The sequence below is a fragment of the Mesorhizobium sp. 128a genome, from assembly GCF_053848025.1.
Window position 1 is genome coordinate 511,069 of record NZ_JBSPKY010000002.1, and the last position, 16,636, is coordinate 527,704.

Genomic DNA, 16,636 nt, shown 5'->3' on the forward strand with positions numbered 1-16,636 from the left:
TGCTGGGGTACAGGAGCACGATGCCGAAAAGTGTGACGCGGTTTTGGGACAACATCATGCTCTATCACAGGTGACGAGGAGGGGTTTTGGCACTGGCGGCCGGCAGCACGACACGTCTGTGGACGCTTGTCGCTAAGGAGCTTTGGCGCAAGACGCGCCGGCGCCTGCGCGCAGGGCCGGTCTATCGCTGGCGCTATTCCGGACGCACGCCGGAGCGCGTCCTGATTGCGCCACCGGACCTGCGCCTCGCCGACCCTCAGATCGCGCTCGAAATCTATTATGGCCGTTATCCGCTGTCGGGCCACCTGGTCGAGACCGGCGGCAAATCGCCATTCCAGATCGAAGTCGCCAATCGCGGCTGGGTGAAGACGCTGCACGGCTTCCGCTGGCTGCGCCACATGCGCGCCGCCGGCACCGAGCTTGCCGCCGCCAATGCCCGCGCGCTGGTTTCCGACTGGATCGCCATCCATGGCAACCAGATTTCCGGCATCGCCTGGGAGCCGGGTACAACGGCCAAGCGGGTCATCGCCTGGTTGCAACATTCCTCGGTTGTCCTACAAGGGGCCGAATTTCCCTTTTACCGCGCCTTCCTGAAATCGCTTGCCGTGCAGATCCGCTATCTCCGTTCGATGGCGCGCGAAATGCCGGATGGCAAGGACAGGCTGCGCGCCCGCATCGCGCTTGCCTTCGCCGCGCTATCGCTGCCAGCGCCAGCCTCGGCATTGCGCGGCGCCACCCGCAATCTGGCGGAAGAACTCGATCGGCAGATCCTCCCCGACGGCGGCCATATTTCGCGCAATCCGATGTCGGTTCTCGAACTGCTCGCCGATCTCCTGCCATTGCGCCAGACCTATGCCAACCAGGCCGAAACGCCGCCGGCAGCACTTATGGGCGCCATCGACCGCATGCTGCCGGCGCTGCGTTTCTTCCGCCATCAGGACGGCAGCCTCGCCCGCTTCAATGGCATGGGCGCGACCATCCACGACCGCATCGCCACCATATTGCGTCATGACGACACCGCCGGCGCGCCGCTGCTGCATGCGCCGCATTCCGGCTATGAGCGACTGTCGATGGGCGGCGTGACGGTCATTGCCGATACCGGCGCGTCGCCACCCGTCGACGTATCCAACGCCGCGCATGCCGGGTGCCTGGCCTTCGAGCTATCCTCGGGCCGCCAGCATTATGTCGTCAACGCTGGCATCGACACCTACGGCGCCGCCGAATTCCGACCGCTGGCCCGCGCCACCGCGGCACACTCGACCGCCACCATCAACGACACCTCGTCGGCGCGGTTTTCCCATTCGCTGCGCGTCAACGACCTGCTCGGCACGCCACTGCTGGGCGGCCCGCAGCATGTGCCGTGCAAGCGCATCGACCAGAAAGGCACGCAAGGCTTCATCGCCCGTCATGACGGCTATATCCAGCGCTTCGGCTTTCTGCATGAGCGCGAGATGAAATTGTCGAGCGAGGGCAATGTGCTCGCCGGCAGGGACCGCATCCTGCGTCCCGGCGGTGCGGCGATCCGCAACAACGGCCGCGATTTCGTCGTCGTGCGCTTCCACATCCATCCCGACATCAATCTACTGCAGGACGAGCATGACCGCCTGGTGCTGACCGCCGACCAGGCCGACACCTGGGTCTTCACCTGCTCGGAGGTGGTGCCGGAGGTCGAGGAATCGATCTATTTCGCCGGCCTTGGCGGCCCGCGCCGCAGCCGCCAGATCGTGCTCGCCTTCAAGGCCTCGGAAATTGCCGAGGTCCATTGGCAGCTGACGCGCACCGGCATCGCCGGCTACCCCGAGAACAACTGAGCGTCGTTGCCGGTGCCGGCTTGATCGAGCTTCCGCTTGATTTCCTGACCTCATGTGCTACGGCCCGGCAACGCTCTCCAATCAGCCCTGAAAGGCCGCCAGCCCATGGCCGTCGCCGCCAAGAACATTCCGGCACCCGACCTCGTTCCGGTTCGCCGCGCACTGCTTTCCGTTTTCGACAAGACCGGCCTGATCGACTTCGCCAGGAGCCTGGCCGCGGCCGGCGTCGAGCTGGTATCGACCGGCGGCACGGCAAAGGCGATTGCCGAAGCCGGCCTTGCCGTGCGCGATGTCTCCGAACTGACCGGCTTTCCCGAGATCATGGACGGCCGCGTCAAGACGCTGCATCCGTCGGTGCACGGCGCGCTGCTCGGCGTGCGCGATGATCCCGAGCACGCCAAGGCGATGCATGATCACCGTATCGAGCCGATCGATCTTCTCGTTTCCAATCTCTACCCGTTCGAGGAAGTCCGCCGGTCCGGCGCCGACTATGCCGCTGTTGTCGAGAACATCGACATTGGCGGCCCTGCGATGATCCGCGCTTCGGCCAAGAACCACGCCTATGTCGCCATCGTCACCGATCCCGGCGACTACGCCTCGGTCCTCAATGCGCTGGAGATGAACATCGGCTCGCTGTCGCTGGACTTTCGCAAGAAGCTGGCGGCCAAGGCTTTTGCCCGCACCGCGACTTATGATGCCGCAATCTCCGGCTGGTTCGCCGAGACGCTGGAGATCGAGCATCCGACATGGCGTGCCTTTGGCGGCAAGCTGGAAAGCGTCATGCGTTATGGCGAAAACCCGCACCAAAGCGCCGGCTTCTACGTCAATGGTGACAACCGGCCGGGCGTCGCCACGGCGCGGCAGTTGCAGGGCAAGCAACTGTCCTACAACAACATCAACGACACCGACGCGGCCTTCGAGCTCGTCGGCGAGTTCGACCCCAACCGCTGCGCGGCCGTCGCCATCATCAAGCACGCCAACCCGTGCGGTGTCGCCGAGGGCGTCTCGCTGACAGAGGCTTATGCCAGGGCGCTGGCCTGCGATCCGGTCTCGGCCTTTGGCGGCATCGTCGCAATGAACCGCATTCTCGACGCCGAGGCGGCGGAGGAGATCGTCAAGACCTTCACCGAAGTGATCATCGCGCCGAATGCCTCGGAAGACGCCGTCCGCATCGTTGCCGCCAAGAAGAATTTGCGCCTGCTGGTTACCGGCGGCCTGTCCGATCCGCGTTCTGCCGGCATCACGGTGAAATCCGTTGCCGGCGGCATGCTCGTCCAGGGCCGCGACAATGCGGTCGTCGACGATCTCGAACTCAAGGTGGTGACCAGGCGCGCGCCGACGGCAACCGAAATGGCCGACCTCAAATTCGCCTTCCGCATCACCAAGCACGTCAAATCGAACGCCATCGTCTACGCCAGGGACGGGGCCACCGTCGGCATCGGCGCCGGCCAGATGAGCCGCGTTGATTCCTCGCGCATCGCCGCCCGCAAGGCGCTCGACGCCGCCGAGGCTGCAGGCCTGGCCGAGCCGCTGACCAAAGGCTCGGTCGTCGCTTCGGACGCCTTCTTCCCCTTTGCCGACGGGCTCCTATCGGCGATCGAAGCCGGCGCCACCGCCGTCATCCAGCCCGGCGGCTCGATGCGCGACGAAGACGTCATCGCCGCCGCGGATGAGCATGGCATCGCCATGGTGTTTACCGGCGTGAGGCATTTCCGGCATTAGCGCCTTTTTTACCCTCCCCATGATGGGGAGGGTAAGCTCACCCCACCGGCTGATCCGCCGGATATGGCGTCTTGATCAATATCGCGATGCCGATGCCGAGGAACAGGATGATCACCGCCATACCGAGCCGCGCTGAGTCGGTGGCCCAGCTGATCGTTGCCAACAGGAAGGGCGCCAGGAAGCTCGTTGCCCTTCCCGACAAGGCATAGATGCCGAAATAGCGGCCGGACTCCGCTGCGGTCACGCTGCGCGCCATATAGGAGCGTGACGACGCCTGCACCGGCCCGAAGGCGAGACCGATCAGCAGGCCGTACAGGATGTAAGCCTTCTCCGCCGCGGTGCCGAATAGCCCTCCTGAATCGGTGGTCGAGAGCTGTATGAGACCGAGCAGGGTAAAACCTGGCCCGGTAGAGACGATGCCGGCGGTGGCCACCGTCAACATCACGAGCGAGATCACGACAACCACTTTCGAGCCGAAGGCCGTATCCACGCGCGCGGCAATCCAGCAGCCAACGATGGCGACCACGTTGAGGATGATGCCGAAAATGCCGATCTCAGTGATTGACCAGCCGAACATCGCTGCTGCAAACACGCCCCCCTGCGTCAGCAGCGCGTTGACGCCGTCCTGATAAATCATGCGGGCGACAAGGAAGCGGAAGATGCCGCCGCGCTTGCGTGCTTCGGCCAGAGTCGACTTCAGTTCCGATAGGCCCTCACGTACCGCCGGCCCGATCGGAATCCCCTTGATGGCGTCCGGCGTGAAGAAGAACATCGGCAGGATGAACAGGAAATACCAGCCTGCCGAGAGCGGTCCCGTGGCGCGAGCATCTTCGCCGAGCCTCGGATCGAGCCCAAAAATGGGATTGAGGCCTATGATCGTCTTGCCGGTTTCCGGCGAGCCGGCCATGAAGGCAATGACAAAGATCAATGCGACCATGCCGCCGAGATAGCCGAGACCCCAGGCGATGTTCGAGATGCGGCCGATCTCGCTCTTCGGCACCAGGCGCGGCATCATCGAATCGTTGAAGACGGTCGAGAACTCCGCCGCCACCGAGGCCAACGAGAACAACGCCACGATCAGGAACGCATTCGAGCCGGGCGCAGCCAGCCACAACAGGCAAAGACTGGTGATCTTGATCGTTGCGAAAAAAGCGATCCAGGGTTTGCGCGGACCGGTCTGGTCCGCGATCGAGCCGAGAATGGGCGACAAAACGGCAATGACCAGCCCGGCGGCGGCAATGCCCCACGCCCAGACTGCCTGGCCCATGACCGGGTCACTGACCATGCGTGAAGCGAAATAGGGACCGAAGATGAAAGTGGTGACGACGGTGAAGAAGGGCTGCGCCGCCCAGTCGAAGAACATCCATCCCCAGATGCCGCGTCCTGATGCCCGCTGCACTGTTTCTACCGCCGCCATGCTGAAGATCCCTGCTCCGCCCGCATCGGGCGCCATGTCTGCATGTTTCGAATGCCCATGCAAATATCAAGCGCTGGGCCACCCCCTCATTGCTCTCGAGTTCCTCGCCCCCACTGAGTGGGGGAGAGGTGGCTCGGCGAAGCCGAGACGGAGAGGGGGAAAGCGCCACACGTTTGGATTGACCGGTCGAGGCTCAGTCCTACGAGGGCCCCCTCTCCGGCCGCTTCGCGGCCACCTCTCCCCCGCTTTTCGCGGGGGCGAGGAATCCAAGCTTTTGAAGCTCACATCCCGGTCAGATCGCTCATCAGCCCCGACGCGACCGACAGCCGCGAGACGGTGATGTCGCCACCTTCGGTCAGCGCTTGCAGCCGCTCGCGGATGCGTGCCACGCGCTCGCCGCCGGCTTCCAGCCAGGCCGCCACAGGATCCGCCGTCCCGGCATGGCCGGTGAGTGCAGCCACCGCGATGCCGCGTCGCGCCGCGCCGATCGTGTCGGTGGCGCGCGACAGCGCCAGTTGGTCGTAATAGTCAGACGGCGTGATCGACCGCGCCGCATCCTCGACGCGTGGAATGCGGAAGGCGTCGCTGACGGCAAAGAACGCCCTGGCCGCCGCAACGATGTCGGCATTGGCCGTGCGCGCCGTCAGCGCGATATCCGGGATCAGTTCCGCCAGATCGGCCAGTGCCAGTTGCGCGGCGAGCCTTTCCGGAGCGCCGGCCTTGAACAGGCCGTGCCGCCGCTCCTCGACGCGCTCGCGCGAGAACGCCGGCAGCAGCGAGACAAGCTTCGGCTCCAGCGCCTTGCGCGCCTCCTGCAGTTCGGCGATGCGCTGGCCGAGCGCTGCGGTGCCGGCATCGTTCTTCAGGTACCAGCCACTGGTCACAAAGATAAGCCTGCTGACGGACTGATAGAGGTCGAGCTGCGCCTGACCATCGACCTGGCTGTCCAGCGCGTCGATCTCGCGGTACAGCGCCGGCAGGGCAAAGCCATCGCGCACCACGGCGAAGGTGCGGACCACGTCGGCGGCGCTGCGCCCCGTGGCTTCCTGCAGCCGGTTGACGAAGGACGGTCCGCCGCGATTGACGAGATCGTTGGCGACGACGCGGGCGATGATTTCGCGGCGCAGACGGTGACCGTGGATTTCGGCTGCGTATTTCTTCGCCATCCGGTCGGGGAAATAGCCCATCAGGTCGCGGTCGAAATGCGCATCGTCCGGCACGTTGCTGGCGACGATGTCGGAAAACAGCACGATCTTGGCATACGCGAGCAGCACGCCGAGCTCGGCCCGGGTCAGCGGCTCGCCGCGCGCCTCGCGTTCGGCAAGGGCGGCCGGCGACGGCAGCGTTTCGACCGCGCGGTCGAGCAGGCCGCGCGCCTCCAGCGCCGTCATGAAGCGGCTCTGATGCGCGATGTCGGCGAGGCCACGCTTGCGGGCGATGGAAAGCGCCAGCGTCTGCTCGTAATTGTTGGACAGCACCAGCCCGCTGACCTCGTCGGTCATCTCGGCGAGCAGCTTGTTGCGCGCCGGCCGGGTCAGCGATCCCTTGCGCATGGCGGACGCCAGCGCGATCTTGATGTTGACCTCGACGTCGGAGCAGTTGACGCCACCCGAATTGTCGATGGCGTCGGAATTGCAGCGGCCGCCATTCATGCCGAACTCGATGCGGGCGCGCTGCGTGACGCCGAGATTCGCGCCCTCGCCGATCACTTTCGCCCGGACATCGAGCGCCGTGATGCGGATGGCGTCATTGGCGCGGTCGCCGACATCGGCGTTGGTTTCGCCCGAGGCCCTCAAATAGGTGCCGATGCCGCCGAACCACAGAAGGTCGACATTCGCCTTGAGGATGGCGGTCATGATCTCGACTGGGGTCGCGGTGGTCTTGGTGAGCCCGATCGCGGCGGCTGCCGCCGGCGGCAGCGTGATCGACTTCTGGCTGCGCGAGACGATGACGCCGCCTTCCGACAGTTTGGTCTTGTCGTAGTCCTGCCAGGACGAGCGCGGCAGCGCGAACATGCGCACCCGCTCGGTCATCGACGCCGCTATATCCGGATCGGGATCGATGAAGATGTCGCGATGGTCGAAGGCGGCGATCAGCCTGGTCTGCGGCGACAACAGCATGCCGTTGCCGAACACGTCGCCCGACATGTCGCCGACGCCGACGACTGTGAACGGCGAGGTCTGGATGTCGCGGTTGATCTCGCGGAAATGCCGCTTCACCGCTTCCCAGGCGCCCTTGGCGGTGATGCCCATCTTCTTGTGGTCGTAGCCGGCCGAGCCGCCGCTGGCGAAGGCGTCGTCGAGCCAGAAGCCGTGCTTCTCCGAGATAGCGTTGGCGGTGTCGGAGAAGGTCGCCGTGCCCTTGTCTGCCGCGACGACGAAATAGGGATCGTCCGGATCGCGACGCACGACGCCGGCCGGTGGGATGACGCCATCCAGGCCGATATTGTCGGTGATCGACAGCAGGCTGGAGACGAAGTTCTTGTAGGCCGAAGTTCCGGCCTCGAAGATCGCGTCACGGCTGCCGCCTGCGGGCAGGCGCTTGGGGAAGAAGCCGCCCTTGGCGCCGACCGGCACGATGACCGCGTTCTTGACCTGCTGCGCCTTGACCAGGCCGAGCACCTCGGTGCGGTAATCCTGGGCGCGGTCCGACCAGCGCAGGCCGCCGCGCGCCACCGGACCGAAGCGCAGATGCACGCCCTCGACCTCGGAACCGTAGACGAAGATCTCGCGCCATGGCCGCGGCGCCGGCAAGCCCTCGACCGCTTGCGAGTCCAGCTTGATAGCCAGCGATTGGCCTCTCGCTTTCGTTTCGGCAACGAAATGGTTGGTGCGCAGCGATGATTCGATCAGGTTGAGATAGCGGCGGATGATGGTGTCGTCATCGATGTTGGGCACTTCTTCCAAGGCGTCCTTGATCTTGGCCTTGAGGTGCTTGGCGGCGACGACGCCTTCCGTCCCGGCCGTCGGGCCGAGGCGGGCGACGAACAGCGCATGCAGCCCGCGCGCAATGTCGGGATAGCGGTTGAGCGCGGCTGCTATGAAATCCTGGCTCTGCGGAATGCCGGCCTGCTGCAGATAGCGGCCATAGGCGCGCAGGATGGTGACTTCGCCCGACCATAGGCCCGCGGTCTGGGCAAGGCCGTTGTAGCTGTCATTGTCGATATCGCCGCGCCACACCGACAGGAACGCGTCCTCGAACAGCGCGCCGCCATCGGTGAGGTCGATCGGCTTGCCGTAGCTGTTCTCCAGCTCCATGTCGTGGACAAAGACGGTGTCGCCGCCCTCCTCGTCGACCTCGAAAGTCCGCTCGCTGATGACGCGGAAGCCGATGTTTTCCAGCACCGGCACCCGTCTGGACAACGCCACCGGGCTGCCGTGATGATAGATCTTCAATGCCGCCTGATGCGGTTTCTGCTCGCCATGGCGATAATAATCGATGGCGATCGGATTGGCGGCGCTGATTTTGGCGATGCGCCCGGCATCGGCCAGCGCCACGCTCGCGCTGAAGGAATCGCGGTAGCTCTCAGGAAACCGCGCGGCGATAGCCTTCAACGCCTGATCGCTGCCGCCGGCCTCAGCCGCATCGGCCAGCGCATCGTCCCAGGTGCGCACTATGTCGCGGATCGCCGCCTCGACGGCCGCCTGCTCGACCTTCGGCGTCTTGCCACCGGAGCGGCCGATGATGAAATGCACGCGCGCCAGCCCGCCTTCCGGGAAGGCCGGATAGTAAGCCGACAAACGGCCTTCGAACACTGTCTTGAGGTAGGTGCCGACCTTCTCGCGCACGACGCTGTCGTAGCGGTCGCGCGGCACGAAGACGAGGATGGAGACAAAGCGGTCGAACTGGTCGACGCGCACCAGCGCCCGCACGCGCGGCCGCTCGACCAGGCCGAGAATGGCGGCGGCGTGCTTCTTCAGGATCGGCACCGGCACCTGGAACAGTTCGTCGCGCGGATAACTCTCCAGGACGTTGATCAGTGCCTTGCCGGAATGGTCGTGGCGGTCGAAGCCCGACTTGGCGATGATGGTTTCGGCCTTTGACCTCAGATACGGGATCTTCATCACCGAGCGCGTGTAGGCGGTCGAGGTGAACAGGCCGACGATGCGCAATTCGCCCGACAATGCGCCCTTGGCGGTGTAGGTCTTGACGCCGATATAGTCGAGATAGATGCGGCGGTGCACCAGCGACTTGGCGTTGGCCTTGGTGACGATCAGCGGCTCCGGCCCATGCAGGAAGGCGCGGATTTCGGGCGTCGTCGTCACCGCTTCGGTGCCGCGCCTGAGCACCAGCACGTCGGGGTCGGAGAGGATGCCGAGGCCGGGCTTGTCGGCGCGCTCCAGATTGCCGCTCTCCGCGCCACCGCTGTATTTGAACTCGCGCATGCCGAGGAAGGTGAAATTGTCGTCGCGCAGCCATTCCAGGAAGGCGATCGCCTCGGCGACGCTCTTCTTGTCGAGCGGCACGGCGGAATAGCGAAACTCGGAGATCGCCTGGTCGAGGCGGGCGAGCATCGGCTTCCAGTCGCTGACCGCGGCGCGGACCTGGCTGAGCATCTTGCGCAAGCGATCAGCGAGCGCGTTCGCCTGCTCCGCCGTCAGGCGCGGGATGTGGACATGGACGACGCTCAGCCGGTCGTGGGTGCTGTCGTCCTTGATGACGCTGCCGTCGCCGAGAATCTCGTCGACGCCGGCCTTGCCATGGCGCACCACGATGACCGGATGGGTGACCAAAGTCGGCTCGCCGGCGGTCTCGGTGATCTCGCCAAGGATCGAATCGAACAGGAACGGCATGTTGTCGTTGACGACGGTGATAACCGTCATCGGCCGGCCCTCGCGGGAGACGCCCGACTCGGCATCGACGGCGACGACGCTCTGGCCCTTCTTATGGACGGCGACCGCCCGCCCGGCCAGATCGGCGGCGCGCTGAAGGTCGGCGGCGTCATAGGCGGCAATGTCTTCCGCCGGCGCGCGTGCCAGCAGATAGTCGGCGAGACCGGTCGACTTCTCGTCGGGCTTCGCCGCTGCACTGGCTTTTTTCTTCGACTTAGCTGCGGATTTCACGCTCGCCATGATGTCCTCCCGTCACATGCTTTTACGACTATGGTAGCAGATGACCGCCGTTTGGCGACAAAGGTTTGACGGCTCGCTAAAAATTATCGGAATTCGGCGGCCAGGCCGTAGAGAACGAGGAGGAAGACCCCATGTCCGGCAAGATCAGCGCGCTTGACCTCGGCATCGCGGAGCTCAGCGAGGCGACAAAAGCCTATTTCGCCAAATGCGAGGAAAAGCTCGGCCTGGTGCCCAATGTCCTTCTTGCCTATGCCTTCGACGAGAAAAAGCTGCGCGCCTTTACCGACACCTACAACGATCTGATGCTGGGTGAATCCGGCCTGTCGAAGCTTGAGCGCGAGATGATCGCGGTCGTCGTCTCCTCGATCAACCATTGCTATTACTGCCTGACCGCGCATGGCGCGGCGGTGCGGCAGCTCTCCTGCGACCCGGCTTTCGGCGAAATGATGGTGATGAATTTCCGCGCCGCCAATCTGTCGGCGAAGCAGACAGCGATGCTGGAATTCGCCGTCAAGCTGACCGAACAGCCGGCAAAGATCGTCGAGGCGGACCGGGCAGCGCTGCGCAACACCGGCTTCACCAACCGCGACATCTGGGACATCGCCTCGACCGCTGCCTTCTTCAACATGTCGAACCGGGTGGCGGCGGCGATCGATATGCGGCCGAACGACGAATACCACGCCATGGCAAGGTGAGGCGTGGCGGCCGCCCTATATCAGCTATCCCTCATTCTCGTTGCTTGTTTGCCCGTTTGGTCCGATGATCGGCAGGCGGCATGACCGCGTGCCGGTTCGGGCCGCTCACCTAGGGAGGAGAACATGGCGAAATTTCTCTATGTCTATCATGGCTCCGGCAAGATGCCGACCGACGAGGCCGAGCGGAAAGCCTCGATGGATGCCTGGACCGGCTGGTACGGCAAGCTTGGCTCGGCCGTCGTCGACGGCGGCAATCCGGTCGGCAAGTCGAAGATGGTGCTGCCCGGCGGCAAGGTCGAGAACAATGGTGGCAGCAGTCCGACCGCCGGTTACACGATCGTCGAAGCGAAGGACATCGACGATGCCGTCGCCAAGGCGAAGGGTTGCCCGATCCTGATGGACCCGGCGTTCAGTGTCGAGATCGCGCCGATCATCGAAATGATGTGACGCGATCTACCAAAGTCATCGAAGCAAAAAAAGATCCCGCCTTTCGCTGATGCGATCCTTCGGTTTGGGGTCATGCCCTATGACCGCGCCGCGATGGCCGCGGCAGCGCCGGCCATGGTGCCGGCGCTGATGCGGTTGGCGATCTTCATCGCCCGCTTGCTCTTCAGCAGCTTGCGCGCCTGCGAAGCCGCCAGCACCCAGGCGAGATCGATGGCGATCAGCACCACCGCCATCGTCGCCGTCAGCTCGACCCAGCCGACAATGCTGACCGAAGCCAGATCGATGATGGTCGGCAGCAACGCCAGATAGAACATCATGATCTTGGGATTGCCGAGTGTCACCGCCATGCCGGCAAAGAACAGCTTTGTCGCCGAATCTTCACGCGGCATATCGCCTTCCCTGGCCTCGACCGGCGCGGTCCACATCCTCCAGGCGAGGTAAGCGAGATAGGCGACACCAACCCATTTCACGACGACGAAGGCAAAGTGAAAGGTCTGCGCCACGACAGCCAGCCCGAACACCGCCAGCGACAGCCAGATGCCCTCGCCGATCCACATAGCGAGCAGGAATGGGAACACATCGCGAAACCCTTTCGAGATGACACGGGCAACCAGCGCCGCGATCGATGGGCCGGGCGAACCGGCAGCGACGAACAAAGCGGCGGCGAAGATCAGGAGCGAGGTGAGGTGCATGGCGGAGCCTTCGAGCGTTGGGCGGCAAAGAATATCCGATCGATAGCGATTTGGCACCCTTGAGCTTGATGGGCCAGCACGCGCGACGATTTCAGCGGCCGGACCTTGCTGACACCGCTGGTTTGAGAAAGGATCGCCGCCATGAAATCGATCGTCATTCACGCGGCAAAGGACCTTCGCATCGAAGAGACCGATCCAGGCACGGCTGGCGCCGGACAGGTCGAGATTTCAGTCGAAGCCGGCGGTATCTGCGGCTCGGACCTGCACTATTACAACCATGGCGGCTTTGGCGTGGTCCGCCTGCGCGAGCCGATGATCCTGGGACATGAGGTTGCCGGCACGGTGAAGGCGCTTGGTGCGGGCGTCTCAAGCCTCGCCGTCGGCGACCGTGTCGCGATTTCGCCCAGCCGGCCCTGCAATGCCTGCCGCTACTGCCTGCAAGGCATGCAGAACCAATGCCTCAACATGCGCTTCTATGGCAGCGCCATGCCGATGCCGCACATACAGGGCGCCTTCCGCCAGCGTCTCGTCGCCGAAGCGTCGCAGTGCCACAAGATAGCCGACCATGTCTCCATCAACGAAGCCGCCTTTGCCGAGCCCTTCGCGGTGACGCTGCACGCCATGAACCGCGCCGGCTCGCTGCTCGGCAAGCGGGTGCTGGTCACCGGCAGCGGGCCGATCGGCGCGCTCTGCATCCTTGCCGCGCGCGTCCACGGCGCGCGCGAGGTCGTCGCCACCGATGTCATGTATGCCGTGCTGGTCAAGGCCCGGGAGGTCGGCGCCGACCGCACCATCAATGTCGCCACCGACGGCGCCAGCCTCGCCGCCTACAACGTCGAAAAGGGCAGCTTCGACGTCATGTTCGAATGTTCGGGCAACGAACGCGCGGTGCGGGCGGGGCTAGACGTGCTGAAGCCGCGCGGCGTGCTGGTCCAACTCGGCCTTGGCGGCGATATGTCACTGCCGCAGAACCTCATCGTCGCCAAGGAAATCGAGATGCGCGGCTCCTTCCGCTTCCACGATGAGTTCGCGCTGGCCGTCGATCTGATCAACAACCGTCGCGTCGACGTCAAACCGTTGCTGACCGGCATCTATCCGATGGACGAAGCGGTTGCGGCGTTCGAGATTGCCGGCGACCGCACCCAGTCGATGAAGGTGCAGATCGCGTTCAATTAGGCAAACCACGAGGCCTGTCTGTCTGCCGATCTGTTGCCTTGTTTTCGCAATTCCTGACGGAAAACCGTTTCACATTTTTCCTGGAATTGCTGTAGAAGAGCCGTCCCGACATCCATTTCGAGCTTCATTTTGCCTCAGTAACCGCCGGTCTCGCCAACTCCCCTGATCACACTTGGCAGGGCGCCGCCATCCGCGGAGCCTGCTTCATTTTCATGTGTTCCTCAGGCGGCGGTTCGAGACCGGTTTGGCATTGCTGAACCGCTGTCGCGCGGCCTTGCGCCTGTGACACCTGACTTCCGACTATAGCTAGCGCTCGCCACGCCGTGCCTGCAGGGGCATCTCGACATTGCCGGCCTGAAGAACTTCCCGACGGGAAGGGCTTATCGGCATGTCCGGCACTCTGCGCATCCACTGGGCAATTGCGCCCGAAATCGCACCTCGACCTCTCATCAACTGCAACCGCTGCGGCACTTTGAAAGCCTATCGCTGCAGCGACAAATTCCGCGTCAACGCTAATGGCAAGCGCATCGATGTCTGGCTAATCTACCGCTGCATCGACTGCGACAATTCGTGGAATTTCGGAATTTTCGAACGTTGCAACCGCCGCGACATCGAACCAGCGCTGCTGGCAGCGCTTGAAAGCAACGATCCGGCCCTGGCGCGCCGCCATGCCTTCGATGTTGTCGCACTGCGCAGCCGGGTGGGTCGCGTCGAGGAATTCTCCGACGTCGTCGTTCACAAACAGAGTCTCGGCGACAATGGCGATAGCGCGACCGCGTTGGAGCTAGGGCTTGGGCTGGAATTGCCGACATCGCTGCGGCTCGATCGGCTGCTCGCCGGCGAGCTCGGCATCTCGCGATCGCGGCTCCAGGCACTGGAGGAGAAGCGATTGCTGGTGGTTGATCCGGAAGGGGCCAAGGCTTTGCGCAAGCCGGCTCGTGAGGGAACGACGATCCGCATCGACCTGACCGGCGAACCGGATCACAAAGCCATCATCTCGGCAGCCGCGGGTGAATGAAAAGAGGGGCGAAGCACCGGTGCCTCGCCCCTCTTAAATCCAGACAATCAGGCGATCACGCCGCGCCGACCACCTTGGCCGACTTCTCGAAGCGCTTGCGCTCGTTCGGATCGAGATAGAGTTTTCTCAACCGGATGGTTTTCGGCGTTACCTCGACCAGCTCGTCATCCTGGATCCAGGCCAGCGCGCGCTCCAGCGTCATGCGGATCGGCGGCGTCAGCTTGACCGCCTCGTCCTTGCCGGCGGCGCGGATGTTGGTCAGCTTCTTGCCTTTCAGCACGTTCACTTCGAGGTCGTTGTCGCGGCTATGGATGCCGATGATCATGCCCTGATAGACCTTGACGCCCGGATCGATGACCATCGGGCCGCGATCTTCCAGGTTCCACATGGCGTAGGCGACGGACTCGCCCTGCTCATTGGAGATCAGCACGCCATTGGTGCGGCCCGGCAGTTCCCCCTTGTAGGGTTCGTAAGCATGGAACAGCCGGTTCATCACGGCCGTGCCGCGCGTGTCGGTCAACAGTTCCGACTGGTAGCCGATCAGGCCTCGCGTCGGCGCGTGGAAGACGATGCGCTGGCGGTTACCGCCGGAGGGGCGCAGCTCGACCATCTCGGCCTTGCGCTCCGACATTTTCTGCACGACGACGCCGGCATGCTCCTCGTCGACGTCGATGACGACTTCCTCGACCGGCTCCAGCAATTCGCCGTTCTCGCCCTTCTGCATGACGACGCGCGGACGCGACACGGCGATTTCAAAACCTTCGCGGCGCATCGTCTCGATCAGCACGGCCAGCTGCAATTCGCCGCGGCCGGAGACGAAGAACGAATCCTTGTCCGGCGATTCCTCGATCTTCAGCGCGACATTGCCTTCGGCTTCGCGCAGCAGGCGGTCGCGAATGACGCGGCTGGTCACCTTGTCGCCTTCGGTGCCGGCGAGCGGCGAGTCATTGACCAGGAACGACATGGTCACAGTCGGCGGATCGATCGGCTGCGCATGCAGCGGCTCGGTCACCGACGGGTCGCAGAACGTGTCGGCGACGGTGCCCTTGGACAGGCCGGCAATGGCGACGATGTCACCCGCCTGGGCTTCGTCGATCGGCTGGCGCTCGAGGCCGCGGAAAGCGAGGATCTTGGAGACGCGGCCGGTTTCGATCTGGGTGCCGTCATGGTGCAGAACCTTGACCGCCTGGTTGGACTTCAGCGAACCCGACTCGATGCGGCCGGTGATGATGCGGCCGAGGAAGGGGTTGGCTTCCAGAATGGTGCCGATCATGCGGAACGGGCCCGGATGAACGGTCGGCTCCGGCACATGCTTGATGACGAGGTCGAACAGCGGCGAAAGCTGCTGGTCCTTCGGGCCCTCGGGGTTTTCCGAAACCCAGCCATCGCGGCCCGAACCGTAGAGGATCGGGAAATCGAGCTGCTCGTCGGTGGCGTCGAGGGCTGCAAACAGGTCGAACACCTCGTTGACCACCTCGACATGTCGGGCGTCCGGACGGTCGATCTTGTTGATGACGACGATCGGCTTCAGGCCGACCTTGAGCGCCTTGCCGACGACGAACTTGGTCTGCGGCATCGGGCCTTCGGCGGCGTCGACCAGCACGATGGCCGAATCCACCATCGACAGGATGCGCTCGACCTCACCGCCGAAATCGGCGTGGCCGGGCGTGTCGACGATATTGATGCGGGTATCCTTCCAGTCGACCGAGGTCGCCTTGGCCAGGATGGTGATGCCGCGTTCCTTTTCGAGGTCGTTGGAATCCATGGCGCGTTCGGCGACGCGCTGGTTGTCGCGGAAGGAGCCGGATTGCTTCAGAAGCTGGTCGACAAGGGTGGTCTTTCCATGGTCGACGTGCGCGATGATCGCGATATTACGAATTTTCATGTTGTGGTCTCGGGAGCGTTGCAGGCAGCAGGCCAAAAGGCGCCGCCTCTTTCGGTTGCGCGGCTCATACAGGGTTTTTCGCAATTGCGAAAGAGGAGGCGCATCACCAAATACTCATCAAATCTTAAGCATCTCGGTGTGAGATGGTTTTGTTAACCAAGGCGGGAACCTTTCGGGGCCCGGGCAGTTCGAAATTCATGACCGACAAACTCAACCGATTTTGGCCACTCATCGCTTCGGTCGCATTCGCTGCCCTGCTGGCCGCCAATGCCGCCCAATCGGCCGCGACGTTGAAGGAAGCCAATCCCGCTTCGTCATCCGACCAGACGGCCGAACAGATGTTTGCCGACGCCCCAGACGGCGTCGACCCCGTGGTAACCGGCCCGGTCAGCGCGTCTTTCAAGCAGAGGCAGCAGCTAGCCGGCTGCGACAGCGCGGTTTGGCCGAAGATTCCGACGGTTTGCTATCCGGATTGATGCACCGCCCTACTCCAAGCGTAGCGCTCCTCACACCCCGCTCTGCCCTGCCGGGCATCTCCCCCTCAAGAGGGGAGATCAGATGTCGCGTTGGCTTTCGCCAATCTTAAGCGCGGGAGAATCAGCGCCAGCGTCAAGTAGCCAATCTCCCCCCTTGAGGGCCTGTTGCGTTATTAGGCTTTGGACGCCTGGAGAGACGGCAGGGGCGCAGCGAAGTGGTTTCCG

At 63.8% G+C, this 16,636-nt stretch carries 11 protein-coding genes; 7 read left to right on the forward strand and 4 right to left on the reverse strand.

Annotation, left to right across the window (positions count from 1 at the left end):
- The first annotated feature begins 86 nt into the window (after nt 1–86).
- On the forward strand, nt 87–1,811 hold the full coding sequence (locus ACWTU9_RS06215) for a heparinase II/III family protein (protein WP_455857527.1): 1,725 nt from the start codon (nt 87–89) through the stop codon (nt 1,809–1,811).
- A 105-nt stretch (nt 1,812–1,916) separates the two neighbouring features.
- Nucleotides 1,917–3,533, forward strand: coding sequence for a bifunctional phosphoribosylaminoimidazolecarboxamide formyltransferase/IMP cyclohydrolase (gene purH, locus ACWTU9_RS06220; RefSeq protein ID WP_455857528.1), 1,617 nt, complete (start codon nt 1,917–1,919; stop codon nt 3,531–3,533).
- 37 nt (nt 3,534–3,570) lie between these two features.
- Here purH and ACWTU9_RS06225 read toward each other — a convergent pair whose 3' ends face one another.
- Together ACWTU9_RS06225 and ACWTU9_RS06230 are read right to left on the reverse strand one after the other, a co-directional pair.
- Nucleotides 3,571–4,986 carry an MFS transporter gene (locus tag ACWTU9_RS06225; RefSeq protein ID WP_455857529.1) on the reverse strand — a complete coding sequence of 472 codons (1,416 nt, stop codon included), beginning with the start codon at nt 4,984–4,986 and terminating at the stop codon, nt 3,571–3,573.
- Nucleotides 4,987–5,231: 245 nt separating this feature from the next.
- Nucleotides 5,232–10,022 carry an NAD-glutamate dehydrogenase gene (locus ACWTU9_RS06230; protein WP_455857530.1) on the reverse strand — a complete coding sequence of 1,597 codons (4,791 nt, stop codon included), beginning with the start codon at nt 10,020–10,022 and terminating at the stop codon, nt 5,232–5,234.
- Nucleotides 10,023–10,153: 131 nt separating this feature from the next.
- On the opposite strand from ACWTU9_RS06230, the gene ACWTU9_RS06235 reads away from it, so the two are divergent.
- Together ACWTU9_RS06235 and ACWTU9_RS06240 are read left to right on the forward strand one after the other, a co-directional pair.
- The gene (locus tag ACWTU9_RS06235; RefSeq protein ID WP_455857531.1) at nt 10,154–10,717 is read left to right on the forward strand and encodes a peroxidase-related enzyme; all 564 of its coding nucleotides are present in this window, start codon (nt 10,154–10,156) and stop codon (nt 10,715–10,717) included.
- Between the two features lie 123 nt (nt 10,718–10,840).
- Entirely contained in the window at nt 10,841–11,164 is a 324-nt protein-coding gene (locus tag ACWTU9_RS06240; protein WP_181062078.1) for a YciI family protein, read from the forward strand.
- Between the two features lie 77 nt (nt 11,165–11,241).
- Here the strand turns inward: ACWTU9_RS06240 and ACWTU9_RS06245 are convergent, their stop codons facing one another.
- Nucleotides 11,242–11,856 (reverse strand): LysE family translocator, encoded by a 615-nt coding sequence (locus tag ACWTU9_RS06245; RefSeq protein ID WP_454589104.1) that lies wholly within the window; start codon nt 11,854–11,856, stop codon nt 11,242–11,244.
- Nucleotides 11,857–11,997: 141 nt separating this feature from the next.
- Here ACWTU9_RS06245 and ACWTU9_RS06250 point away from each other — a divergent pair, with 141 nt between their 5' ends.
- Both ACWTU9_RS06250 and ACWTU9_RS06255 read left to right on the forward strand, forming a co-directional pair.
- Nucleotides 11,998–13,032, forward strand: coding sequence for an L-idonate 5-dehydrogenase (locus tag ACWTU9_RS06250; protein WP_455857532.1), 1,035 nt, complete (start codon nt 11,998–12,000; stop codon nt 13,030–13,032).
- Between the two features lie 388 nt (nt 13,033–13,420).
- Nucleotides 13,421–14,050 (forward strand): DUF1062 domain-containing protein, encoded by a 630-nt coding sequence (locus ACWTU9_RS06255; RefSeq protein WP_455857533.1) that lies wholly within the window; start codon nt 13,421–13,423, stop codon nt 14,048–14,050.
- 55 nt (nt 14,051–14,105) lie between these two features.
- On the opposite strand, the gene typA is transcribed toward ACWTU9_RS06255, so the two are convergent.
- Complete coding sequence (typA, locus tag ACWTU9_RS06260) at nt 14,106–15,935, reverse strand: translational GTPase TypA (RefSeq protein WP_455857534.1); 1,830 nt, start codon at nt 15,933–15,935, stop codon at nt 14,106–14,108.
- 197 nt (nt 15,936–16,132) lie between these two features.
- Here typA and ACWTU9_RS06265 point away from each other — a divergent pair, with 197 nt between their 5' ends.
- A complete protein-coding gene (locus tag ACWTU9_RS06265; RefSeq protein WP_455857535.1) occupies nt 16,133–16,411 on the forward strand; it encodes a hypothetical protein in 279 nt (92 codons plus the stop codon).
- Nucleotides 16,412–16,636 lie beyond the last annotated feature (225 nt).

What these genes read in the sequence shown, in the direction of transcription:
- purH (WP_455857528.1), top strand. Translation starts at nt 1,917, where the DNA reads ATGGCCGTCGCCGCCAAGAACATTCCGGCACCCGACCTCGTTCCGGTT.
- ACWTU9_RS06225 (WP_455857529.1), bottom strand. Translation starts at nt 4,986, where the DNA reads ATGGCGCCCGATGCGGGCGGAGCAGGGATCTTCAGCATGGCGGCGGTA.
- ACWTU9_RS06230 (WP_455857530.1), bottom strand. Translation starts at nt 10,022, where the DNA reads ATGGCGAGCGTGAAATCCGCAGCTAAGTCGAAGAAAAAAGCCAGTGCA.
- ACWTU9_RS06235 (WP_455857531.1), top strand. Translation starts at nt 10,154, where the DNA reads ATGTCCGGCAAGATCAGCGCGCTTGACCTCGGCATCGCGGAGCTCAGC.
- ACWTU9_RS06240 (WP_181062078.1), top strand. Translation starts at nt 10,841, where the DNA reads ATGGCGAAATTTCTCTATGTCTATCATGGCTCCGGCAAGATGCCGACC.
- ACWTU9_RS06245 (WP_454589104.1), bottom strand. Translation starts at nt 11,856, where the DNA reads ATGCACCTCACCTCGCTCCTGATCTTCGCCGCCGCTTTGTTCGTCGCT.
- ACWTU9_RS06250 (WP_455857532.1), top strand. Translation starts at nt 11,998, where the DNA reads ATGAAATCGATCGTCATTCACGCGGCAAAGGACCTTCGCATCGAAGAG.
- ACWTU9_RS06255 (WP_455857533.1), top strand. Translation starts at nt 13,421, where the DNA reads ATGTCCGGCACTCTGCGCATCCACTGGGCAATTGCGCCCGAAATCGCA.
- typA (WP_455857534.1), bottom strand. Translation starts at nt 15,935, where the DNA reads ATGAAAATTCGTAATATCGCGATCATCGCGCACGTCGACCATGGAAAG.
- ACWTU9_RS06265 (WP_455857535.1), top strand. Translation starts at nt 16,133, where the DNA reads ATGACCGACAAACTCAACCGATTTTGGCCACTCATCGCTTCGGTCGCA.